General features: G+C 65.1%; 18 protein-coding genes and 1 pseudogene. 10 read left to right on the top strand and 9 right to left on the bottom strand.

The features are described 5' to 3' along the window. Positions 1-31 precede the first annotated feature (31 nt). Positions 32-919 (top strand): LysR family transcriptional regulator, encoded by an 888-nt coding sequence (locus RF701_RS02060; protein WP_308813920.1) that lies wholly within the window; start codon positions 32-34, stop codon positions 917-919. A 262-nt stretch (positions 920-1,181) separates the two neighbouring features. Here RF701_RS02060 and RF701_RS02065 read toward each other — a convergent pair whose 3' ends face one another. After that, the gene (locus tag RF701_RS02065; protein WP_308813921.1) at positions 1,182-1,796 is read right to left on the bottom strand and encodes a TetR/AcrR family transcriptional regulator C-terminal ligand-binding domain-containing protein; all 615 of its coding nucleotides are present in this window, start codon (positions 1,794-1,796) and stop codon (positions 1,182-1,184) included. 54 nt (positions 1,797-1,850) lie between these two features. Here RF701_RS02065 and RF701_RS02070 point away from each other — a divergent pair, with 54 nt between their 5' ends. The 3 genes from RF701_RS02070 (at position 1,851) to RF701_RS02080 (ending at position 4,960) form a co-directional block, all read left to right on the top strand. Further along, entirely contained in the window at positions 1,851-2,255 is a 405-nt protein-coding gene (locus RF701_RS02070; RefSeq protein ID WP_308813922.1) for a nuclear transport factor 2 family protein, read from the top strand. A 203-nt stretch (positions 2,256-2,458) separates the two neighbouring features. Further along, entirely contained in the window at positions 2,459-4,297 is a 1,839-nt protein-coding gene (locus RF701_RS02075; RefSeq protein ID WP_308813923.1) for a S8 family serine peptidase, read from the top strand. A gap of 99 nt (positions 4,298-4,396) precedes the next feature. Next, positions 4,397-4,960 carry an amidohydrolase family protein gene (locus tag RF701_RS02080; protein WP_308813924.1) on the top strand — a complete coding sequence of 188 codons (564 nt, stop codon included), beginning with the start codon at positions 4,397-4,399 and terminating at the stop codon, positions 4,958-4,960. Here the strand turns inward: RF701_RS02080 and RF701_RS02085 are convergent. Continuing rightward, complete coding sequence (locus RF701_RS02085; RefSeq protein ID WP_308813925.1) at positions 4,921-7,008, bottom strand: catalase; 2,088 nt, start codon at positions 7,006-7,008, stop codon at positions 4,921-4,923. The genes RF701_RS02080 and RF701_RS02085 overlap by 40 nt on opposite strands. Before the next feature lie 288 nt (positions 7,009-7,296). On the opposite strand from RF701_RS02085, the gene RF701_RS02090 reads away from it, so the two are divergent. From RF701_RS02090 to RF701_RS02105, 4 genes are read left to right on the top strand one after another with little or no spacing between them, the layout of a single operon-like run. Next, complete coding sequence (locus RF701_RS02090) at positions 7,297-8,259, top strand: glycosyltransferase family 2 protein (RefSeq protein WP_374758579.1); 963 nt, start codon at positions 7,297-7,299, stop codon at positions 8,257-8,259. Continuing rightward, a complete protein-coding gene (locus RF701_RS02095) occupies positions 8,256-9,230 on the top strand; it encodes an acyl-CoA dehydrogenase (protein ID WP_308813926.1) in 975 nt (324 codons plus the stop codon). Before RF701_RS02090 ends, RF701_RS02095 begins: the two co-directional genes overlap by 4 nt. A 12-nt stretch (positions 9,231-9,242) precedes the next feature. Further along, positions 9,243-9,896, top strand: a complete 654-nt coding sequence (locus RF701_RS02100) for a PIG-L family deacetylase (RefSeq protein ID WP_308813927.1) — start codon at positions 9,243-9,245, stop codon at positions 9,894-9,896. Continuing rightward, positions 9,893-10,522, top strand: coding sequence for a methyltransferase domain-containing protein (locus tag RF701_RS02105; protein ID WP_308813928.1), 630 nt, complete (start codon positions 9,893-9,895; stop codon positions 10,520-10,522). Before RF701_RS02100 ends, RF701_RS02105 begins: the two co-directional genes overlap by 4 nt. 697 nt (positions 10,523-11,219) lie before the next feature. On the opposite strand, the gene RF701_RS02110 is transcribed toward RF701_RS02105, so the two are convergent. The 6 genes from RF701_RS02110 to RF701_RS02135 form a co-directional block, all read right to left on the bottom strand. Then, complete coding sequence (locus RF701_RS02110) at positions 11,220-13,598, bottom strand: hypothetical protein (protein WP_308813929.1); 2,379 nt, start codon at positions 13,596-13,598, stop codon at positions 11,220-11,222. Between the two features lie 384 nt (positions 13,599-13,982). Continuing rightward, entirely contained in the window at positions 13,983-15,452 is a 1,470-nt protein-coding gene (locus tag RF701_RS02115) for a S41 family peptidase (RefSeq protein WP_308813930.1), read from the bottom strand. Further along, a complete protein-coding gene (locus RF701_RS02120) occupies positions 15,449-16,615 on the bottom strand; it encodes a helix-turn-helix domain-containing protein (protein WP_308813931.1) in 1,167 nt (388 codons plus the stop codon). Before RF701_RS02120 ends, RF701_RS02115 begins: the two co-directional genes overlap by 4 nt. 9 nt (positions 16,616-16,624) lie before the next feature. Then, positions 16,625-16,990, bottom strand: a complete 366-nt coding sequence (locus RF701_RS02125) for a DUF3147 family protein (RefSeq protein ID WP_308813932.1) — start codon at positions 16,988-16,990, stop codon at positions 16,625-16,627. Continuing rightward, positions 16,987-17,184, bottom strand: a complete 198-nt coding sequence (locus RF701_RS02130) for a DUF1289 domain-containing protein (protein WP_308813933.1) — start codon at positions 17,182-17,184, stop codon at positions 16,987-16,989. The genes RF701_RS02125 and RF701_RS02130 overlap by 4 nt, the downstream gene beginning before the upstream one ends. A gap of 34 nt (positions 17,185-17,218) precedes the next feature. Next, complete coding sequence (locus RF701_RS02135) at positions 17,219-17,494, bottom strand: metal/formaldehyde-sensitive transcriptional repressor (protein WP_308813934.1); 276 nt, start codon at positions 17,492-17,494, stop codon at positions 17,219-17,221. 267 nt (positions 17,495-17,761) lie between these two features. On the opposite strand from RF701_RS02135, the gene RF701_RS02140 reads away from it, so the two are divergent. Both RF701_RS02140 and RF701_RS02145 read left to right on the top strand, forming a co-directional pair. Then, the gene (locus tag RF701_RS02140; RefSeq protein ID WP_308813935.1) at positions 17,762-18,337 is read left to right on the top strand and encodes a manganese efflux pump MntP family protein; all 576 of its coding nucleotides are present in this window, start codon (positions 17,762-17,764) and stop codon (positions 18,335-18,337) included. Positions 18,338-18,362: 25 nt separating this feature from the next. After that, positions 18,363-19,334: pseudogene (locus tag RF701_RS02145) on the top strand (cation diffusion facilitator family transporter). Positions 19,335-19,485: 151 nt separating this feature from the next. Here the strand turns inward: RF701_RS02145 and RF701_RS02150 are convergent. After that, positions 19,486-20,829 (bottom strand): IS1182 family transposase, encoded by a 1,344-nt coding sequence (locus RF701_RS02150; protein ID WP_308813936.1) that lies wholly within the window; start codon positions 20,827-20,829, stop codon positions 19,486-19,488. Positions 20,830-21,711: the final 882 nt, after the last annotated feature.

The raw sequence follows: 21,711 nt of genomic DNA on the forward strand, positions 1-21,711 counted from the left end.
GGAACTGCGTTCAGCTGCTGGAGCATTTTTGATGAAGAGCCTCGATTGGGAGGACCAGCGCGCCTTTCTCGCCGTACTCGAGGAAGGCAGCCTGTCCGCCGCCGCACGCCGGCTTGGCGTGACGCAGCCCACGATGCGAGCTCGGCTCGAGGCACTGGAGCAGGCGCTCGGGACGGTGCTGTTCACGCGATCGGTACGCGGGCTGGTCCCGACCGAGCAGGCGCGATCGCTCGGCGCCGCGGCACGGGCGATGGCGCGCGCGTCGGAGGCGTTTGTCCGCGCGGCCTCCGCCCCGCCGGATCGCGTCGCGGGGCGGGTCAGGATCAGCGTCCCCCAGTTCATCGGGCAGGAGGTGCTACCGCCGATGGTGGCGGAGCTGCGTCGCCGGCACCCCGACCTCATCCTTGAGATCGAGCTGAGCGATGCCGTCGCCAATATTCTCGAACAGGAGGCGGACGTCGCCGTCCGTATGCAACAGCCGTCGCAAGGGGCGCTCGTCGCCCGAAAGGTGCCGCCGATCGAGCTCGGCTTCTTCGCCCATGTCGATTACCTCGCCAAACACGGCCGACCCGACACCGTCGGGGACCTTGACGACCATGATCTCATCGGCCCCGATCGCCACCGGTACGACCTCGCCATGCTGGAGGCGCACGGTAGCGACATCCCGCTCGAGCGGTTCGTCGCCCGCGTCGACAGCCACCCGGCCCAGCTGGCGCTCATCCGCGCCGGCGTTGGCATCGGCGTAACGCAATGCGGCGTGGGTAGGCGCGACTTGTCACTCCGCCAAGTTTTGCCGGAGGTAGGCCTGCCTCCACTGGAGACTTGGATAGTCACGCATGAGGACTTACGGTCTCTGCCGAGGATTGCCGCCGTGTTCGATTATTTAGTCGGCACATTCGACAGGCTAGCTATGACGTGATGTGATCGCGCCCGGCGGCCGGTGGAATTAAGAACGGCTCCGGCCGCAGGCGTTCCTGAGGCAGCATGACCGCAAACATCTCCAACGACCGGGATGAACGGACATCATCCTCAACGCCTGCGCTGGCACCGCGGGATGGCCTCCGCATCGGACTACCGAAGCTCGAGTGCCGCCTTCCGGTTCAGCGTTACTTCTAGGGTATCATGAACTGGTGTCCGCTTTCGGGAAGGCAGACAAGCTCGTTCCATGTCCGACGTTTAGGTCATGGCATCGTCCGCAGCGCACCAATAATCGTGCGTGCTAGACCCTGCACGTAATACCGATCTGCTCGCTGTCCCAACACCGCGATGCGCCAGTAGATTGGGGCGGCGAGCAAATCGCCGACTAGGTTGCGGTCGATCGTCGCTTGCAGCTCGCCTCTCTTGATCGCCCGGTCGATGATTTCATACGCCCGCGCCCGACGCGCATCCTGGAACGGACGCATTGCTGCTGCCAAGCTGGGGTTGCGTTCAAGCTGTGCGTGTATGTCCGACACTATCCGTCGGATGGTGGGATGGCGAAGAACGCGACGTACCGCAAAAAGAAACGCTAACACGTCATCCTCCAAAGATCCTTGGTCATTGATCATCGTGAGGGAGAGGCCGATCCGCGAAAGCAGGTCTGCCATCATCGCCGCCTTGTCCGGCCAACGGCGGTAGAGCGCCGCCTTGCCTGAGCCGGCCAACCGCGCAACCCGCTCTAGGCTGATGTCGGCATAGCCAACGCGCGCCCATTCCATGAAGAACGCCCGCGTCAGCGCTTCCGTCACGTCGGCTCGCTGAACGGCAGCACCCCACGTCTGTGATGTCACGTTTTCGGCGGAACGCTTGCGTTCCATCGACGAACTCCTAAATGGACGAGACGATGGCGTCTCGACGAAAGGACATAGCCGATGTCTGATAGTGTTCAAGACTTTCCGAAAATGCTGCGCGAGGCCCTAGGCAATCGCGTGGTAGCCGATGCCGTCAGCTTCACGGACATGCTCGCGGACGATGCCGTCATGGAGTTCCCCTTCACGCCGCCTGGCATGCCGGAGCGACTAGAGGGCCGGGACGCGGTGGCCGAACACCTCGTGAAACTCGCACGCCTCATCTCCTTCGACAGGATCGGTCCGGCCACGGTGATCGCGAGCGACGCTCGCACGTCCGTACTGGCGTTCGAGGGCATCGGGCGCGGGATCCACACGGGCGTCCCCTACGAACAGCGTTACCTTTCGGTCATCACTACCTGCGGCGGCCGCATAGTGCGCTACGTCGACTATTGGAATCCACTGGCTGTCGTGCGCGCCGTGCTGTAGATGAACAAACGGCAGAAAGTGGGTAGCGGAAGGGGCCCTCTGAATGGCCGCTTTTGGGTGGTTCAGTATCCTGAGCGATCAGCGCTAACGCCTCGTATTCGAGCGCCTGGCCCAAGCTCCATTGGTCACGACCTTAATGCAACATTGCGTCCGATCCGGCACCTCGCTTACGATCTTTAGCGGGGGAAACGAGTCGGGGGAAGATGATGAGAACGTTGCTCGCTGTCGCACTATTTGCAGCCGCCGCGACAACGGCGCAAGCCGCCGAGCGACCGATCATCGCCACCCGATCGGATCTGCCGCCGACCCGTTTCACGTTCGCCGCGCCGCCCAGCGCGCTCATGGACAAGCCGGAATTCGCCGCGATTTTGCCGGCGATCCGCAGCGAGGCCGAGCGCCTGCTGCGCGACTATGATATCAGGGACGCGACGATCAAAGCCGATCTCGCGTTTGGCCTCGCCGCAATCGCGGTGCTCGACGGGCGGAAGGCGGACGCGGACCGGTTCGTTGCAAACTATCGCGCCTTACAGACCAAGCCACAGGGCAAGGCGATCGGCGCGCTGTCCATGGACCTTGCCGCCGCGACCCTAGCGCCGGGTGGCGGGTGCGATGCCGCGGCGGCGCGACTGACCGAACGATTGCGGGACGTCGATCCGGTCACGGTGCGGGACCAGATCCTGCAGAGCTACAGCGGCCTGCAAACCGTCAGCGTGGCCTTCATGGCCGGCACGGCGGTCGGCCTATTCGATCCGGTCGTCAAGGAACGCGGATCGCTCGACGTGCTGCAGGCCATACGGCTCGCGGCGTTTCGGGCGTTGGCAACCAAGATTCCGCCCTGCCGCGCGCCGCTGGTCGCGGCCGCACGCGCGTGGATCGACGCGCCCGCCAATCGCCCGGTTGATATCTGGCAAGACCGCCAGCCTCCCGCCGCCGCCTTTGCCACGGCGCGGCCGGTCACCGTTGCGGTCTGGGACAGCGGATTCGACGACACGCTGTTCCCGGGCCAGCTCGCGCGTGATCCGGCCGAGCCGCTCGACGGTGTCGACAATGATGGCAACGGCGTCATCGACGATACCAATGGGCCGACGTACGATACCGCGCTGAAACCGCGTGCTGGCGCGATCATGCAGCCCACGCAATGGCTGCGCACGCGCCTCGGCTCAACCGTCGCGCTCGCGAAGGGCGAACTCGACCTGAATTACGGTCTGGACACGCCGGAGGCGACCCTGTTCGCCTCCTTCTCCCGATCGGCGTCGAGCCGTGAACAGGGCGATGCGTTCTTGGCCGTGCTGGAAAATGGCGGCCGGGTCCACGGCACCGCCTGTGCGAGCGAGATTGCGGATGGCGCGCCCTATGTCCGGCTCTACAACATCGCTGCGCTGCCTTGGGGACGGGATGAGAACCGGGAAGACATCCCCTACGACGAAGCGACCGTAACGCGCTGGGCAGCCGCGATCGACCGGCTTGCCGCCCGCCTCAAGGGGGCGGATGTGCGGATCGTCAGCATGAGCTGGGGGTTAACCGCAGACGAGATCACGGAAGAGCTGCTCGATCATAAGCTGGAGAGCGATCCGGCCAAGGCGAAGGCACGCGGGATCGCGATGCAGAAAACGATCGGCGATGCACTCGAACGGCTGCTGCGGGCGGCATCGAACACCCTCTTCGTGGTCGCCGCGGGCAACAGCAATCAGGCGGACGACGTCCAGTCCGACTCTGTGCAACGGCTCAAGCTGCCCAATCTCATCATCGTCGGGGCGACCGGCACGAACGGCCGACCCACGAACTTCACGGTTTTCGGTCCTTCGATCGGTGTCTACGCGCAAGGCGAGGCCGTGCCTTTGCGCTGGCCGGGCGATATCGCGGTGCACATGTCGGGCACGTCGATGGCGGCCCCGCTCGTTGCGCGCGCAGCCGCGCAGATGGTCGCGGTGAATGCGAAGCTGACGGCCGCCCAAATGCGGATTGGCTTGGTCGAGACGGCGACGGGCGAGGTGAAGCTGCTTCATCCTGCCGCGGCGGTCGCATGGGCAGTGCGGCACTGAGCACCGAATGCATGGGTGCTGCGGCTGTCGGAGACGGAGAGGGCCGCTGCCTGCCAACGCGAAACGGATGCCGCAAGATCAGACCTATCGCGACATTGCGTGCTGGACCTTCGCGGGCGTCGTCCCGAATTCGCGTCTGAATGCCTGGATGAAGCCCGCATAGGTCGTGAAGCCCGCAGCAAGCGCGATGGTGAGCAGCGCTGCCTGCTCGTCGCGCATCAGCAAGGCGATCTCAAACGATCGCTTGCAGAATGCGCGCGCAAGAACCTCTACGTCACGGGCAGCGGCATGTGGAGCGAGACCTATCTACAGCGCTGCATGGAAATCTCAGGGCCGGAACGCCTGCTGTTCTCGACCGACTTCCCTTACCAGTACCGGCCCGGCGGCAAACCTCGCCGCTTTCTGGAGGCAGTCAAGCTCGACGACGCCGCGCGCGACGGCTTCGCGCACGGAAATTGGGAAAGGCTGAGCGGCGATGCGAGAAGCCAGCGAGATCGAATTTACGACCAAAGCGATCCCGACCTGAACCGACGTCTGCTTCCAAGCGATGACAGGTTGGTTTTGAACGTCCGTTTCTGGATCATTGTGGCTGGCCCGGCTCGACGGGCCAGCCACCACAGCGTTTATGCTAAGGTACGAACGCTTGGCTCTCGGTTCCAATAGCGTTTCTTGGCCGCTTCCACAAAGTCAGACAGGTCGGTAATGCCCTCGTCTGGTTGAACACCGGCCTTGTCGAGCAGAGGCTTGGCGTCCGCATTGTGCCCGATCGCCTTCAAATGGCCGAAGGCGTCCATCACCCATTGGACCGCGGCGCCTTCCTTGACGAGCTTGGTGCAGGCCGCGTCCGCCAGGATCACCGCGCAGGCATCGACCGTCACTGAAGGTTGGCCGAACAGCTGAGCGTCCGCGGCGATGGCGGTGCCGTCGGACAGCGGCACCTTGCCGACCTTGGGTGCTATCGTCATCGGTGTCCCGCCGGCGGCCTTCACCGCGTCCCTCACCGTCTTGAGATCGTCGGCGTCCGTGCCGTCGGCGATCAGGATGCCGATCGTGCGGCCTTCCAGCGTGTGCTTTTCGAGCGGTCCGCGGATGATCCGCAGCGCCGGCGAAGGATCCATGTCGAGCACGGGCGCAGCGGTCTTCGACGCCGGCGGCAGCTCCATGGCGAGCCCGTCGGCGACGCGTTGTGCCAGACCCTCATCGACGTTGCGCAGATTGGCCATCATCGCGACGCGGATATGCTCCAGGCTGACCTTGCTCAGCTCGAACACCAGCGCTGAGGCGATATGCGCCTGTTCGGCTGGGTCCATTGATCGAAAGAACAAGCGCGCCTGGCTGTAATGGTCCGCGAAGCTTTCCGGGCGGATGCGCAGCTTCTGGCCCTGCTCGTCCGATGGGAAGGTCTTGTAGCCGCCCCCCGGGTCCTCGCGCGCGCCGGCTTCCTCGCCGGCCTGCGCCAGGCTGTTGGGCTCGTAATTGGCGCGGCCCTTGGGCACTGCCATCTGCATGTGTCCGTCGCGCTGCTGGTTCATGAACGGACAGCCCGCCGCGGCGGCACGGCCCTTGGCGCTGTTGATGGGAAGCTGGTGGAAATTGACCGAGCCCAGCCGCGACATCTGCGTGTCGGTATAGCTGAACAGCCGGCCCTGGAGCAGCGGATCATTGCTTAAGCCGATCCCAGGCACGACATGGCTCGGCACGAACGCGGCCTGTTCGGTCTCGGCGAAGAAATTGTCCGGGTAGCGATCGAGCACCATCCGACCGACGATGCGGACCGGGAGCACTTCCTCGGGAATGATCTTGGTCGCATCGAGCACGTCATAGGGCTGGCTATCGGCGAACTCTTCGTCGAACAGCTGGACCCCGAGATCCCAGGTCGGAAAATCGCCACGCTCGATGCTTTCGAACAGGTTGCGGCGCTGGAAGTCGGGATCGGCGCCGGCGATCTTGACCGTCTCGTCCCAGATCGTCGAGGCAAGCCCTGCCTTCGGCTTCCAGTGGAACTTGACGAAGGTGCTCTTGCCCTCCTTGTTGATGAAGCGGAAGGTGTGGACGCCGAACCCCTCCATAGTGGCGAAGGTGCGCGGCAGCGTGCGGTCCGACATCGCCCACATGATCATATGGGTGGATTCGGGCATCAGGCTGATGAAGTCCCAGAAGGTGTCGTGCGCGGTCGCCGCCTGGGGATAGCCGCGATCGGCCTCCATCTTCGCGGCGTGGATCAGGTCGGGGAACTTGATCGCATCCTGGATGAAGAAGACGGGGATGTTGTTGCCGACGAGATCCCAATTGCCCTGGCGGGTGTAGAACTTGACCGCGAATCCGCGCACGTCGCGCGGCGTGTCGACCGACCCCGCACCGCCGGCGACGGTCGAGAAGCGGGTGAACACCTCGGTGCGCTGGCCCTTCTTCTGGAACAGGTCGGCGACGGTGATGTCGGCCAAGCTTTCGGTACATTCGAAATAGCCGTGCGCCGCCGATCCGCGTGCGTGGACGATCCGCTCGGGGATGCGCTCGTGGTCGAAGTGGTTGATCTTCTCGCGATAGATTTCATCTTCCAGCAACACAGGGCCACGAGGGCCCGCCTTCAGCTGGTTCTGGTTGTCCGCGATCGGGGTGCCATGGTTGGTGGTGAGCACCGGATGCGCGTCGTCGGCGACCTGATGGGTCTCGCCGCCCGAACCCGGCTTGTGTGGCGTGAAATCAGTCATGGACGCTCCTTCAATTTTGACGAAGCTAACGTGCATAGATACGGATCGGGTGCGATGATGATCTGGATCAATACGATTGCAGGTATCACATACCGGTGCAGTTGATCCCGTGACGATGACGATGGACCGAACGTCCTGTCGTCTATCATTGTGCTCCTTGATCCGTATCAATGGCATGGATTGAACGGCTCGCTAAACACGGCTTATGAGAGCAGGCTCGCTTTGACTGTCCCCACGAGCCCGGTTCCGATCGCCATCTGCGTGCCGGCTCGTAATGAAGCAGCGTCGTTGCCCGTGCTGTTCACGGCCCTGGATCGCCTCGACCGGCGCGGCGTGGACCTGAAAATCTGCCTGCTTCTCGATAGCTGTCACGATGCGAGCGTGCAGGTGGCGCAGGCGTATGCGGCCCATACCGTGCTGCCGGTGATCGTCGAGCAGATCGTGCAGGCAGATCCGAACGCCGGCCGCGCACGCCATGCGGCCGTGCGGCTCGGTATGGTCGCGCTCGCCGGGCCGGGGCTGCTCCTCAGCACCGATGCCGACAGCGTGCCCGACGCCGGCTGGTTGCAGGCGATGGTCGTCGGATGCCGGGCGGCCGAGGTCGTCGCGGGCAGGGTGGTGCGCACGGTCACGCAGGCGCATGCGGTGCAGGATCGGATCGAAGCCTATTACGACACTCTGCATGCCCTGCGCCGGACCCTCGATCCGGTGAGCTGGGAGGCGAGGGCGACCCATCATCACGCGAGTAGCGCCAATCTGGGCATGTCGGTGGACAGCTATCAGGCGCTGGGCGGGTTCCTGCCGCTGACGCATGGCGAGGATGGGCGCCTGATTGACGATGCGACCCGTGCGGGGCTGCGGGTGCGGCGCGATGCAGCGAGCGTCGTCTATACGTCGGACCGCCGTGTCGGCCGTGTCGCGTTGGGCTTTGCTGGCAGTCTTCGGGCGCTCGATCGGGGCGACGAGGCGGTCGAAGTGGCGCATCCCCGCGATGCGATTTGGCAATATCGTCGTCATGCAATCGCGCGCGCCGCCTTCGCCACCGGCGACTTCACAGCGCTGGCGATGGCGATCGGGCTGACTGACGACCATGTCCTGGGCGTCGCCCGCGACTGCTCCAATGCCGAAGCGTTTGCGATGCGCGTCGTTCCCACGCCACCGGCCGGCATGCGGCGCGTGCCGCTCGCCGTCGCGGAGGCGGAAGTGTCTGTCCTGTGCGCGGCGATGCCGCCCGGGCGGCGTGCGGCATGACCGACCTGCGTCGCGCCATCGCCGCGCGGTCCACGTTGCTGCCCTGCCTCGGCGATCCGGCCGATCATGACTCGCTCCTGCACCTGTTGCGCTTGCTGTACGAAACCGGGCGAGCCGATCTGCCGCTCGGCCGCTTGTTCGAAGGGCATGTCGACGCGGTCCAGATCGGGCTGCGGTATGGGACGGCGGATCAGGCCGAGCGGGTCGTCGCGGCGGTGGCGGACGGCGCGGCATTCGGCGTATGGAACGCCGATCTGCCGGGCGAGGCGCTGCACCTGCATGACGGACGGCTCAGCGGTGGGAAGAGTTTCGCGAGCGGAGCGGGGCTGCTGACGCACGCGCTGGTCGGCGTCGACCTCGCCGGGGGGCGCCAGTTGCTGTTGCTCGACCTTGCCCGCACACCGCCAACGATCGACCGGTCGTTCTGGCGCGTGACGGGGATGCAGCGATCGGAAACCCATGTCGTGCGCTGGTGGGATACGCCGGTCGCGCCGGGCGATCTGATCGGCGCGCCTGGCGATTACGTACGCGAGCCCTGGTTCAGCGGTGGCGCGCTGCGCTTCGCTGCGGTGCAGGCCGGAGGCATCGCCGCGCTGCTCGACCATTGCACGGCGCATTTGGCTGCGGCGGGGCGCGCCGACGATCCGCATCAGGCGGGTCGGTTGGCGGCGCTTTATGGCCTTGCCGAGACGGCGGCGGGCGCGATCCGCACCGCGGCGGCCGGCTGGTTTGCCGATGACGCTGCCCGGCTGCCCCTGGTCGCCGCCGCGCGCGCTGCAGTCTACGCGGCAGGCGGACTGGCGATCGAGATGGCTTCGCAGGCAGTCGGCGTGCAGGCGCTGTTTTCCGCGCACCCACTGGCTGCCGCGATCACCGACCTGACGATGTACCTGCGCCAGCCCGCACCGGACGCGCAGCGGATGCGCGTCGGCGCTGCGGTTGCGGCGGGCGTGCTGACGGCGGGGCTGTGAGGACATGAGGTGATGAGGCTGCACCTCGGCGCGCCGCGCCGGCTTCTGGTCGTCGCACCCCATCCGGATGACGAGGCGATCGGTGCCTATACGCTGATACAGCGGCTGCGGCGGCGCGGCGTGTCCGTGCGCGTCGTCGTAGTGACCGATGGCGCTGCTTCGCACCCGGCGAGCGAGCGGTGGCCGCGCCGACGGCTGGTGGCGGAACGGCAGCGCGAAAGCCGGGGCGTGCTTCGACGGATCGGCGTGGCAGCCGGCGCGGTGGCGTTTCTCGGGCTGCCCGACGGGCGCCTCCACATCCGCACCGCCGCGGCGCGACGCGGCCTCGCCAAGGCGATCGGCCATAGTCGTCCGGCGCTGGTCGTGCTGCCCACAGGACACGACGATCATCCCGATCATCGCACGGTGGCAGCCTGTGTTGCGGCCTTGCGCCGACCGGGCCTCCGCATGCTCGCCTATCCCGTCTGGCCCGCTGGCCAGCGGCCCGCCGGGGCGCGGGTCGTGTCCCTGACGGCGCAGGAGCGGCTGGCCAAGCGCCATGCGGTGCGCCGCTATCGAACGCAGTCCGGGCTGATCGCCGACGATCCGCATGGCTTTGCGATGACGCCCGCGCAGATCACGGCCTTCACGCGCCCCTACGAAACGTTCGTCGAGCAGCGCCGGTGAGGCCGATCACCCTGGCAGGGTTCGACCGCAAGTTCGCCAGCGATGCAGATCCGTGGTCGACCTTCTCGAACCGGGACGAGGCGGTGAAGCGTTGTGCCATTCTGCACGCGATCGGACCGGGGCCTTCGGGCCGCGTGCTGGAGGTCGCGGCCGGTAACGGTTCGAACAGCGCCGCCATCGCTCCGCGTGCGCTCAGGCTCGATGCCACCGAGGCGACGGTGACCGGCACCGCCCTCGTCGCCAAGGCGCTCGGAAATAACCCGCGCGCCCGGGCCCTTACCCTCGCCGTTCCCGGTCGATGGCCTCGACCACGATATGATGTCGCCGTCGTGGCGGAAGTGCTTTACTATCTGCGCGGACGAGACATGGCGCGGACCGCGCGTGATCTTGCCGCCGCGCTTCGCCCCGGGGGCGTGCTCGTGCTGGCGCACCACCGGGTCGACTACCCCGATTTCGCGCAGCACGCCGGGCGGCTGCAGCATGCGTTCCTTCTGGCGACACGGCGCCGCTGGCAGGTTCGGGTCGTCCGGCGGACTGGAAGATGGGTCGTACTGTCCTGTCGTCGCGCGACGCGGAAACAGGACCGGGACGTGGTTCCGGTTCAGACGGCGAAGCGCGGGCGCTAATCCCTTAGCGCTGCTCCAAACGCTCCGTATGTTGCCGGTGACGCTTGGGCCGGACGTCAGCCTCGTAAGGACGCTGCATGCTCGTGCGGCGTAGGCATTGGCGTTTCTAGATCACTGCTGATCAAGCGCGGCGGGATCAGCGAAAGCGGGAGAGCCATGTAATCCGCTGTTCCGTCTGTTTAGCCAGGCACGCTGGATGGTTTGACATGGTCCTGTCGGAGCAACGTGCCGGCCCGCCCCAAAAGGCCTGTAGGCTGGCGACATTGGTGGTCAGTGTTATACGGACCCTGCTGTCAGTGCCGCGAACCAGCTTGGTATTTCCCGAGATCAGTCGTCGTTTGCCTGCTGATTAGTAGCCAAACGGTGAAGCGGCTCGCCTTCAAGCAGCCATGTGCAATTGCTTTGACAGCACCGGCTAGGGGGTTGGCCAGGCTATTCGCCCCTTCTTGATCAGGCTGCTCGGGTCGGCCAGCCAAGCGCTGCCTTTCTCGTTCAACCGTGCTGTTAGGAAACGGCCGCGATCGGACCGGCGTCTGCTATTGCGACCCGTCTTTGCCAATAGCGGCCGTTCCGCTTCCCCCCCCCAGTGCCAGACGTTCGGTCATTTGAATGCGCGGTGGAAGAGGCGCCTCTTGCACGGTGAACGAACGGCAGAAACCGGGAAGCGGCACCTTCGAGATGAATGACCGCTACTGGATCACGTTATCCAGCTGTTGATCGAATCAAACACCCAACGTCGGTTTACCAAGCGCAGCCGGTAGGTACCTCCCGCCCAACCTGTGGACCAACGCGCGAAACCGCGATCTCCGGTGCGGTTGAACACGATCGGCGGCAGCTCGAAGGCGTGGAAGTCGGGCGTCATCCGCGTGATGGCCGCGATCTGCTCGTGGCGGTAGACCAGGATCGGTCTTGCCGCGCGCAGGCATCCGAAATCTGCGGGGTTTCCGAGGAGGAACAGCGGCTGGTCGTCCGGTGTGCTCGCCCGCGTCACCTTGCCGACGATCATGGCTGGCGGTCGGTCGACTGGCTCTACTATTGCCTTCCCGCTCGGGTCCACCAAGCGCTGCAGCAGCGCTATGCGCGCCATCGTTGCCGCCGTCGTCGGCCCGCACGGAGCCGAAGCATCGCTACCGACCCGGAACGGCCGTTCAGGCGCGGGCCGGTCGAGCAGCAGATGGTGGGCTGCAACATCGGAGATGCCATCGCCGTCGCTGTCGCGGGCCATGGCGATGAGCGGAATTGTCAGCAAGAGACCGTGCGCCCGCCGTCGTGTGCGTAAAGCCACGGGCGGATAGGTGATGCTTGCGGTGTCGATCTCCGCAACGCTGACCGCAAGTTGAAGTGTTTCGTCGACCAGCAGCGGCGCAGATGCTCGTTCTTCAACCACATAGGGGAAGCGCTCGGCGAGACCGGTGTACATCGGCCGCGCCCAATGGCGCCCACCGTCAGCCGATAGATGAACCCAATACCCTCCGCGCGACACCTCGCCGGTCGGATCGAGTGCCTGCGATACGCTGATCGCGACCGCTCGGGAGCCCTGCTGCTCGGCGCGGACGAGCTGAAAACCCGGCGGCAGCGGTGCCAGTGCCACCGCGGCCGCGGCCGTGGCGGGGGTATGATCGGCGGCGGTGATCGAACGTTCGGCGAACGGCGGCGGTTCAGCGATGATCGTTGCGCGCAGGGTGGACGCAGGGGAATGAACTGGCGGGGCATCCCGCTGCAGCGCAGCCCTAGCGGCCGCGAAGCCGGGAACAGCGGCGACGAGGGCCTTGCTCTCGAGTACGCGCATGTCGGCCGTGTCGCCAGAAGTGAACTGCTCGTCGAGGTTGTTCGGTCCGCTGAGTTCCGCCTGTTTGCACAGGCCGGGGTAGTCAGCGGCTGGGTAGACACGGCAAACGATTGCCGCGCTCGGCGACGGCTCACCGACGTAGCCGCCCGAAAGCGCCGCTTCGGCCACCGGGTAGGGGTCGCCTTCTGGGTCGTTCAGCAGGTGATCGAGCACGAGCGCCCCGGTGGGCAGGTCTCTATTCCCCGACTTCGGACAGGCCGGCTGTTTGCCAGTCGAACGATAGATGCACGCCGCCGCAGCCCGCGCACCGTCCAGCCCAGGCAAGGTCTGCAGCAAGCGGCGAGCCTCGGTCGTACGTCCCGCTTCGGTCAGCGCCTCCGCTACCGCGTAGATCGGCGCTTCCGTGGGTATAACAGCGGGCGGCGGTGATTGATTCGCCTCGCTGCCGAACATCAACTCGACACCGTCCATTACCACCGGCCGGGCAGTGATGCCCTTCGGAGACAGCACCGCCGCGCGCAGGTCGGGCGCCATCGCATCGAGCACTGCCAGGGCGCGGCTTGCCATTCCCGCCTTGAACAGCACCGAGAGGTAACGCTGCGAAAGCAACGCTGCGACCATTGGTCGATTGGCCTCGCGCACGCGCGCCAGGGCGGCGGGGCTGGTAAGCCAAGCATACACCGCGATGCTGTCCCCCAGCGACAGTCCACCGTAGTGAGACAGCCGTACCAATGCCGGCAGTGCGCGATCGGGGGCGGCGAGCACGGCGCGCACCCAGTTGCCGTTGCACGTCGCCGCAGCCGCGACGTGGTAGGCTTCCGCCGCGCGATCCGGAGCAGCTGCTACCAGCGCTTCGAAGTCGTCGGCCTGGCACTCTTCGATCGCATCCAGCGTCTCCGCTAGCACGCCGACGCCCAGCCTCGAGCGGCTTAGGACGGGCGCCATCGTGCGCAGCTCCGCTCCTGCCGGCCTCTTCCAGCTCGCATGATCCTGGCCCGGCGCATATTGACGCGCGTGTGCGACGATCCACAGTTCGACTAGCCGTCGCATCACCGCCGGGTCGACTTCGAACCGCGTCGCCAACGCCGCCGCGGCGACGTCAGGCGCGCCGCGGGCCAGCCGCTCACGCAAGTCCGTCTCCCAATCGGCGGATGCGTCCTCCGGATAGGTTCGAAGGTTGGGACTGCTTTCGCGCACCTCTCTTAAGTCTGCCGCGGTCGGATGGACCGATTGCGGCGCGGTCGCCGATACGGCCAAGAGCGCTGCCACCGCGACACTAAATTTCATCGCTTGGCTCTTTCGGCTCAACGCTTGAAGTCCGCCCGTCATTGTCGCTGCATCCCCCCTTACCGAGGCGGGCTTGCCGTTGGCGGCCCTTCGGTTTCAGGCGACAGAGTACCTTGATGAGCGTCGGACTCCAGCCTGCTCAAGAGCAAACGTCGAAGTGGGATATCATCAGACTGTACTGGTCTAACGGACGGGCGGGTTGCGGGGCGGATCGGCTGGCTCGCGTCGTTACGGCCGAACAGTGCGATCGCGCATTGTTGGCATGAACGAGTGACCGGTTTCGGTCAGCGTCTGGTGATCGCTTAACGCCCGGAATTGGGTCTTTCAGTTCCACAGTCTCTCCTCGTCGAAGGCTAACCACGCTGCCCCGGCGCCAGCGCACGTCTAGTTTTCCCTTGTGTCCAGCGCCCATACGGCGGCGGCTTCCAGCGCCGGATCGGCGCCTGCGGCTATCGCCGCCGCGGTCGTCGGGATGGAAACATCGGGCGCAATGCCGGCGTCGGGTTGCGGCTTATCGGGAAAGTAGCCGATCAGCGGAAGATCGAACTCTATCGCGCTCCCAGGCAGCTTGGTGAAGAAGAAGCCGCCACCATTGATGCCGCGTCGATTGCCGCCGGTAGGTTCGCCGAACAGGCGGATACGACCACTGTTCCGCGCGGCGTTAACGAAGCCGAACGTTGCCGAGCTGTTGGCGGGACCAATCAAGGCAGCGACGGGCACGCGCAGTCTCTTGGTATCCGGACGAATGGGTGCGAGCGCTTCGCGCTTCGGCAGGGCGAACCACCCGTCGCCCAGGTCTTCCCCGCCAACGCCCAGACGGCGGAAACGATCGTCCCAGGTGGTCACGAGCGGCGCGAGCGATGCAGGCACCTCGCGAAAACGCACCTTGGGCGTGAAAGGCCAGCCTGCGAGATCGCGATCGATCAGCCGCGCCAGGATCGGGTCGCCGCAGTCGTCGCCTCCCTCGTTGCGACGCAGGTCGATGATCAGCCCGCGCGTGTGGGCGGCATCGTCCAAGCGATCGGACAGCCAGCTCCGCCAGTCCCACTTGCTGTTCCACATCGCCCAGCCGGGCATGTCGAGCACGGCGACGCCGTCGGCTCGAACGGCATACGACCATCGTGCCGAGTCGCTCGTCTCGCGCACGCGGGTCATCGTGGCCTGGCGAGCGGCAAGCCCGATCGCGGGCACTTCCACCTGCGTCTCGCGCCCGTCGGGCCGGGTGGCGGCGATATGGTGGACGCCGCCGGCAGGCGGCATCAACAATCCTTGGAAGACATCGAAATATTCGATGTCCTCGGCACCGCGCACGCCGAGCAGCGAGCGCCGCTTGCCATCATTGTGACCGTCCGCGCGCGTAAACGGCATGAGCCGTTCGAGCATCCGAGCCGTCGAGCCGCCGTTCACCGCGGTAATCCGGGTGCCGCGCGGCAGCGCACCCGTGTCGCTGTGATCGGCCGTGACGACCATCTCGCTGCCTAGCCACTCGAAGTCGAACGGCAGGCGGGTGGGACGGTCGAACAGCGCCTTCACCGTGGGATCGGTCTGGTTGAAGAAGTTCGGGTAGCTGTGGCCGCAGCGCAGCGCCGTCAGGAAACGCGACAGAGCCAGATAGCAAACATCGAGGGAGCCCCTTTGCATCCCCGCAAGATAGTCGTGCTCGAAGGCGGCGAACGCACGTTCAACGTCGTGGGGCGTAAGATACCGGTATAGGCCGGGGTGTATCGACATCGCGGCACGCAGCACGGCGACGTCGTCGGCCGCCGGTGCGGCCGGGCGCTCTGCAAAAACGCGGGCGGGACGGGCGAGGAGCGGCATCGCGACGATGCCGGCGAGCAGGATGCGTCGATTCATGCCCCGCTTGTGGGGGGCGGCCGGTCCGTGTGTCGTCTCGTTGCCGATGAAGGCCTCACCTTTTCGGCTTTTGAGACGCGTGCCCGGTAGGCCGATGGGGTCATGCCCGTCGCGGCGCGGAAGGCGCGGTTGAAGCTCGCCTTGGAGGCGAAGCCCGCATCGAGCGCCAAGGCGAGCACATCCTGCGAGCTGCCCGCTTCCATCGCCTCGACCACGAAGCGGCATCGCAGATCGTTGACGAACGTCGAGAAGTTCACCCCCAGCCCCTCGTTGAGCGCACGTGACAGATAACCGCTGTTGGTACCGAGCCGACGGGCAAGGCCGGTGATGTCCAAATCCGGATCGCGCACCCACCCCGCCTCCGCGACCTGATCCGCCCACAGGCGTCCCTGGGTCGACCAATCCCGAGCGGCCTTGGTCGGCTGCCCGGCGGCTTCCAGCATCGCGAGCGTCGGGAAGGGGTCCGTCGCGTGCCGCCAGCCTTCGATCGCCAGGAACAGCGCGACCGCGGCGATCAGCAGGTACAGCCACATGAGCCCGGTATAGCCGAGCGGCCACAACCAGTCCCAAAGGAGGACCACGCCCCAGACGCTCCACAGGAAGGCGAACGTGACCAGCGCGGTGGCTAGCCACCGGGCAGCGAAGCGCCCTTCGTCGCTAATCGCGTTGTTCAGGGACAGTCGGTAGCGGCGAAGAAGGCGGAGGGAGGCGGTGACGTGCCACCCGAAGCTCGCCACCAGCGCGAAAGCGAACAGCGGCCCTGCGATCGGCAGCGCGGCCGTCGCCCAGCGATCCTTGGCGGCAAGTGGCAGGCAGAAGCTTACCGCCTGGAACGCGAACTCGACTAAACCCGGAAGCAGCATCCAACGCCATCGAGGCGGCAGCGCGCCCGTGGTCAGCGCGGTCACGTAGAAGCGCAGCACGGCTGGAACGAGCAACGGCACGGCGACCGGCAGGAAGGTGAGCCAGCGCCAGCGATCGTAGAAGCCGGCGAAGCCGATCAACCAAGGCGTGAAGACGCCGATCAAAACCAGGATCAGCAGGGCGAGCGTCCGATTGGCCAGCCGGTTCCGAAGTGTGACGAGCAGCGCGAAGGCTAACGGCACCAGTACCGCTGCCGCGGTCAGCAAGGTTGCGCTGCGCCAGCCGAAAACAAGATCCATGCGCCGAGGCTAGCAAAGGCAGACCTGCTGGCTAGAGGGGCGCTGTCGCGATCGCCTCGTCATTGCGGTGTAGAGCGCGATCGCCAGCAGGCATCCCAGCGTTAGCGCGAGCCAGAAAGGCAGGCCGTGGCGCAGCATCGCAGGAATCGCGAGGAACATCGGCAGCGACGGCAGGACGTACCAGAAGGTCGCGGCAGAATGCGCGGCCATGTTCTCCGCATCGGGCTTCGCGTTCCACAACCAGATCATCCCCAGCACCGATACGAGCGGCAGCGACGCGATCAGCGCGCCGAAACCGTGGTAGCGCTTCGCTAGTTCGGAAGCGGCGGCGATGAGGATGCCCGAGATCGCCGCCTTGAGAGCCAGATAAATCACGATTTACTTCCCCGAGCCGGCGCGCCCGTCTGCGCCAGTTTCGTCAGTCGGCGCGGCAATTCGTCGAGCACTCGGCGCACATCACCGGGGCGCAGATTGCGCCAGCGCCGCACTTCGTCACGCGACCGGCCGCACCCCCGGCACCAGCCGCTGCGACCATCGAAGCCGCACAATTCGACGCACGGCGACTTCATCGCTCCGTTCGTCCGGCCAGCGTCATCGGTCGCGCTACTTCGCGTAGCGGCGGATCACCGCCAGCAGTTCGTCGGCGCCCTCGGCGCGTTCCGCGTCGGTCAGCCCGGCACGCGCGACATGCGCCTCCAGATGCTCGGCGATAATCTCGTCCATCAGGCCATTCACCGCCCCGCGGACGGCTGCGACGAGGTGCAATACCTTCGTGCAGGAGGCGTCGGCGGTGAGCTCGCGTTCGACGGCGTTCACTTGCCCCGCGATGCGGCGAACGCGCGCGACGAGATCGGCGTTGGTTCCAGTAAGTTGTGACATAGGGATACCCCCTATGATTATTTTTTGCGTCATGCAATCGGATGGGATTGATCTGATTACCCCGTCCCGCTAGATGCCGCCCCGTTCCTTGGGGAGTAGCCACCCGCTGTGCGGGGTCCTCGTCAACATGATCGCCGGCGTCCTTGGATTGCCGTCGTGGCGTGGACAGCAAGCCGTTTGGCTTGCCCGGCAAGACCAACGACGTGTCGCCTCTACGTGGCCGGAGGTGGGCTCGTCGTTGTTCATCAGGCCTTCGAGAAACGTTCAATGACCGGTATCCTCACGCTCGGCGCGCTCGGCGCCAGCCTGTCCGTCGACGCGTTCGCCGCATCGCTCGGCAAGGGCGCAACCGAGCAGCGCAGCGGGTGGTCGGACGCGATGCGCGTCGGCATCGTCTTCGGCTTCTTCGAGGCTCTGACGCCCGCGATCGGCTATCTTCTGGGCTATCTGCTGAACGACTGGATCGCGAGCTACGACCATTGGGTGGCCTTCGGTCTTCTGCTGGCGGTCGGTGCGTACATGATCCGCGAGGCGGTCCAGCACGACGACGTGGCCGCTGCGGAAGGACCGTTGCGTCCAGGGTTCTGGCGTCTGGCGGCGACCGCCATCGCGACCAGCATCGACGCCGCGGCCGTCGGGGTGTCGCTCGCGCTCATGGACGTCAACCTGTGGATCGCCTGCGCGGTGATCGGCGGGATCACGACCATAGTCGCGACGAGCGGCATGATCCTCGGCCGTCATGTCGGCCCGTATCTCGGCCGCTACGCCGGTATCCTGGGTGGTTTCGTCCTCGTCGCGATCGGCGGTTCGATCCTGTTCCAGCATCTGTCCGGCGCGGCGTAAGAGAGGGCATATAACCGTGGCAGAGATGCGAAACGATGGCCGTGCAAGGGGCGGCGATGGGCATAAGCAAGCGCCAGTGGCGGGTGAGGCAGCGACAAAGCCAACGAACATCCTCAAGCTGGCAGCTGGAAGCATCCTCATCAGTCTGATCGTTCTCGGTCTTAAATACCTCGCTTACGCTCTGACTGGCAGCGTTGCGCTCTACTCGGATGCGATCGAGAGCATCATCAACGTCGTAACGGCCGTGGCCGCGTTCTTCGCAATACGAATCAGCATGAGGCCTGCTGATGCTGATCATCCCTACGGTCACTCGAAGGCGGAATATTTTTCGGCGGTTCTGGAAGGTGTGCTGATCCTTGTCGCTTCGCTCGCAATCCTACGCGAGGCGTATGGCGCGTTCCGCGATCCGCATCCGTTGCAAGCCCCTGCGCTGGGACTGGCGGTGAGTGCGGGTGCCTCCGCATTGAATGGCCTGTGAAGCTGGCTGCTCATCCGCACCGGGCGGCAGCGTCGATCACCAGCACTGGTGGCGGACGGCAAGCACTTGCTGACCGACGTCTACGCCTCCGGCGGTGTCATTGCCGGCGTGCTGTTGGTGGCACTTACCGGTTGGGAGATACTCGACCCCATTCTTGCTGCGCTGGTGGCGCTCAACATCCTGTGGGCCGGTTGGCAACTCATCAAGGAAAGCGTCGGAGGTTTGATGGATACGGCACTGCCGCCGGAGGACCTGGCGGTCGTAGAAGCAACGATCAATGCGCATATGGCCGGGGCGCTGGAGGCACATGACCTTCGCTCCCGGCATGCTGGCCGTATGACGTTCATAGACTTCCACTTGATCGTGCCCGGATCGATGACCGTCGATGCCTCGCATGCCATCTGCGATCGGATCGAAGCGGCACTGAAGGTTGACCACCCAGACAGCATCATCTCCATTCACGTCGAGCCGGAAGCAAAGCGGAAGCACGGCGCGATGACGATCGGCTCGACTAATTGAGAACCGGGGCTCGCTAGTAACAGCCTCCACAATGGCCATTGTGTTCGACAGTCGTCGGTGTCACAACCGTGCGAGGCTGTTGAAAAAGGCCTGCGCGAAAACGGCTTGACGGATGGCTGGTGACGCCGGTCACCGGAGGATACGCCGCGTATCAGGCCGGCCCGGCCTGCCGGGCGAGCAGCTGAAGGTTGTATGCCGCGGCGGCCATGGTGAACTCCTCGGCGGCTCCTGACAGGCCCCGCAGCTTGAGCGTTCGTAGCCCCAGGTTGCGTTTCAGGTGGCCGAACACGCGCTCGATCCGCTGTCTTCGACGCCGTGCGTGCACATAGGCGTCGGTGCCGGCAAGGGCACGCACGGTATCGCGGGCTTCCTCGCTGATGAGCCGGGTGACGCCCCGCTTTGGACTGGAGGTGCATTGCGGCTTCAGCTCGCAGGCGGCGCAATCGGCCGGCCGGCTTCGGTAGACGCGCACCTGCTTGGTCCGGTTGGTGCCGCAATAGCCGAGCAACTTGTCCGCCGGACAGCGGTAGGAATCAGCCTTCCGGTCGTAGCGGAAGGCATCCCGAGTGAAGAAGGCGTCCCGCTGGCGGGTTCGGTCGATGACCGGGATGTATGGCGTGATGTTCCGGTCGATCAACCAGCCGAGCAGTGGACCGCTACCATACGCCTTGTCGGCCGAGAGACTGGCGGGTTCGATGCCCAGCCTGGTTCCGGCGCGTGACACCAGCGTCCGGGTCGCCGCCACTTCGGCTGCGAAGCGGGCGGGCGTGGCCTCCACGTCGAGGATGCAGTCGGTGTCGAGGTCAAGCAGGGGGTTGATGGCGTATGCGTAGCGCGCCGGTCCGTGCTTACAGGTGAGTGCCGCCTGCGGGTCGGTCGGCGAGATGCTGGTCGGATCGACGGGCGCCGGTTCGTCGGGGTCCGGCGGCAACGCGGCATCGAGCGCTGCCAAGTATTCGGCGACGGGCCGCGATACGGTATCCTTGGCGCGGAGTTCGTCTGCGGCGTCTGCGCCCTTCAACCTCCGCTCCCGACTGGCGTCAGCCATGATCGTGCTGCCGTCCACCGCCAAGTCGCGCCCCGTTACCAGCCCGGCCGCGGCGCACCGCGCGACCACCTGCTCGAATAGCAGACGATGTAGGTCGCAGGCGCGGAAACGGCCGTGCCGGTTCTTGGAGAAGGTGGAATGGTCGGGCACTCGGTCAGCCAGATCGAGCCGGCAGAACCAACGATAGGCGAGGTTGAGGTGCACCTCGTCGCACAGGCGGCGTTCCGAGCGGATGCCGAACAGATAGCCAACCAGCAGCATCCTAAGCATCAGCTCCGGATCGATCGACGGTCGCCCACTCGCGCTGTAGCTCGACGCCAGCGCCTCGCGCACGAAGCCGAAGTCCAATACGCCGTCGATGCGTCGGAGCAGGTGATCAACCGGCACATTCTCATCGAGCTGGAAGCCGTAGAACAGCGCGCCCTGTGCCACCTGCCGACCCATCATGTCCGTGATCCCCTGCCGCCTTGCAGGAGTGAATCACGCCCTCGTCACCGTCGCAAGCAGCCGTTTTTCAACAGCCTCGTGCGGTTCTGACACCAACGTTCAAACGGCCGTTTCCCGCAAGGTTCGAGGCGTCAGAACCCCACGTTAAATCGGCTACACGGGAAGATCATCGACCATCCGGCGCAAACAGACCATCTGCACCTTTTTCGTACATGCCAAGATGAACAAGCGTCGCTTCCGGAAAGGGGAAAGATGCCGCTTGGTAACCGCAACTGGGTCTTAGCCATCGCTTCCAGCCGCTTCCACGATTTCGATAAGGGAGTGCTTCTCAGCGTCGGCTAACAATGCGTGATGAGCGCCGCATGCAGCCGCCATCGTGCACCCGGAGCATAATGCCTTTCCATCGCTCAGCAAACGACATTTTTCCAGATGAAAGCGAAACATGACCTCGTGAAGAGCTGCGACAGCTCCTTTTGAAGTTCATTTCATGCCAAGCTCTTGCGTCGCGCGCCGGTGGTGGTGATTGCGATTTCGCATTGTCACCTCTAGCTAAGTTCCATTAGAAAATCTCTTTTTCTTTGAGATGCTGATGCGCTGTTCCTCAACGGAGGCCACGGCCGTTCCAATATGTGGTGATGAAGCAGGTTTCTCCTGCGCCTATGGCATTTTGCAAGATTGGCCTGAATTCAAGCCGTGGCGTCCTTCGAATGCCCTATCGACGAACATCCTAAATTTTCTGGCTATTCTTTCGCTCGGTCGTTCAGTGTTGCTGTCGGGCGTGGTGCCAAGATGGGTGAATCGCTGAAGCCAGTAACCTGTTTGGCGTTCATAAATGACCGCTTCTGGAGTATTCGCTGCTCTGCGATGCTCGGCTCGCGGGCG

Origin of the sequence: Sphingomonas sp. GV3, from assembly GCF_031082075.1 — a bacterium.
Taxonomy (GTDB): Bacteria; Pseudomonadota; Alphaproteobacteria; order Sphingomonadales; family Sphingomonadaceae; genus Sphingomonas; species Sphingomonas beigongshangi.

Excerpts from the sequence above, each read along its gene's own strand:
- RF701_RS02070 (WP_308813922.1), top strand. The coding sequence starts at position 1,851 with ATGTCTGATAGTGTTCAAGACTTTCCGAAAATGCTGCGCGAGGCCCTA.
- RF701_RS02095 (WP_308813926.1), top strand. The coding sequence starts at position 8,256 with ATGACCGACCTGCGTCGCGCCATCGCCGCGCGGTCCACGTTGCTGCCC.
- RF701_RS02140 (WP_308813935.1), top strand. The coding sequence starts at position 17,762 with ATGACCGGTATCCTCACGCTCGGCGCGCTCGGCGCCAGCCTGTCCGTC.
- RF701_RS02110 (WP_308813929.1), bottom strand. The coding sequence starts at position 13,598 with ATGAAATTTAGTGTCGCGGTGGCAGCGCTCTTGGCCGTATCGGCGACC.
- RF701_RS02065 (WP_308813921.1), bottom strand. The coding sequence starts at position 1,796 with ATGGAACGCAAGCGTTCCGCCGAAAACGTGACATCACAGACGTGGGGT.
- RF701_RS02130 (WP_308813933.1), bottom strand. The coding sequence starts at position 17,184 with ATGAAGTCGCCGTGCGTCGAATTGTGCGGCTTCGATGGTCGCAGCGGC.
- RF701_RS02115 (WP_308813930.1), bottom strand. The coding sequence starts at position 15,452 with ATGAATCGACGCATCCTGCTCGCCGGCATCGTCGCGATGCCGCTCCTC.
- RF701_RS02100 (WP_308813927.1), top strand. The coding sequence starts at position 9,243 with ATGAGGCTGCACCTCGGCGCGCCGCGCCGGCTTCTGGTCGTCGCACCC.
- RF701_RS02150 (WP_308813936.1), bottom strand. The coding sequence starts at position 20,829 with ATGATGGGTCGGCAGGTGGCACAGGGCGCGCTGTTCTACGGCTTCCAG.
- RF701_RS02085 (WP_308813925.1), bottom strand. The coding sequence starts at position 7,008 with ATGACTGATTTCACGCCACACAAGCCGGGTTCGGGCGGCGAGACCCAT.
- RF701_RS02135 (WP_308813934.1), bottom strand. The coding sequence starts at position 17,494 with ATGTCACAACTTACTGGAACCAACGCCGATCTCGTCGCGCGCGTTCGC.
- RF701_RS02060 (WP_308813920.1), top strand. The coding sequence starts at position 32 with ATGAAGAGCCTCGATTGGGAGGACCAGCGCGCCTTTCTCGCCGTACTC.
- RF701_RS02120 (WP_308813931.1), bottom strand. The coding sequence starts at position 16,615 with ATGGATCTTGTTTTCGGCTGGCGCAGCGCAACCTTGCTGACCGCGGCA.
- RF701_RS02075 (WP_308813923.1), top strand. The coding sequence starts at position 2,459 with ATGATGAGAACGTTGCTCGCTGTCGCACTATTTGCAGCCGCCGCGACA.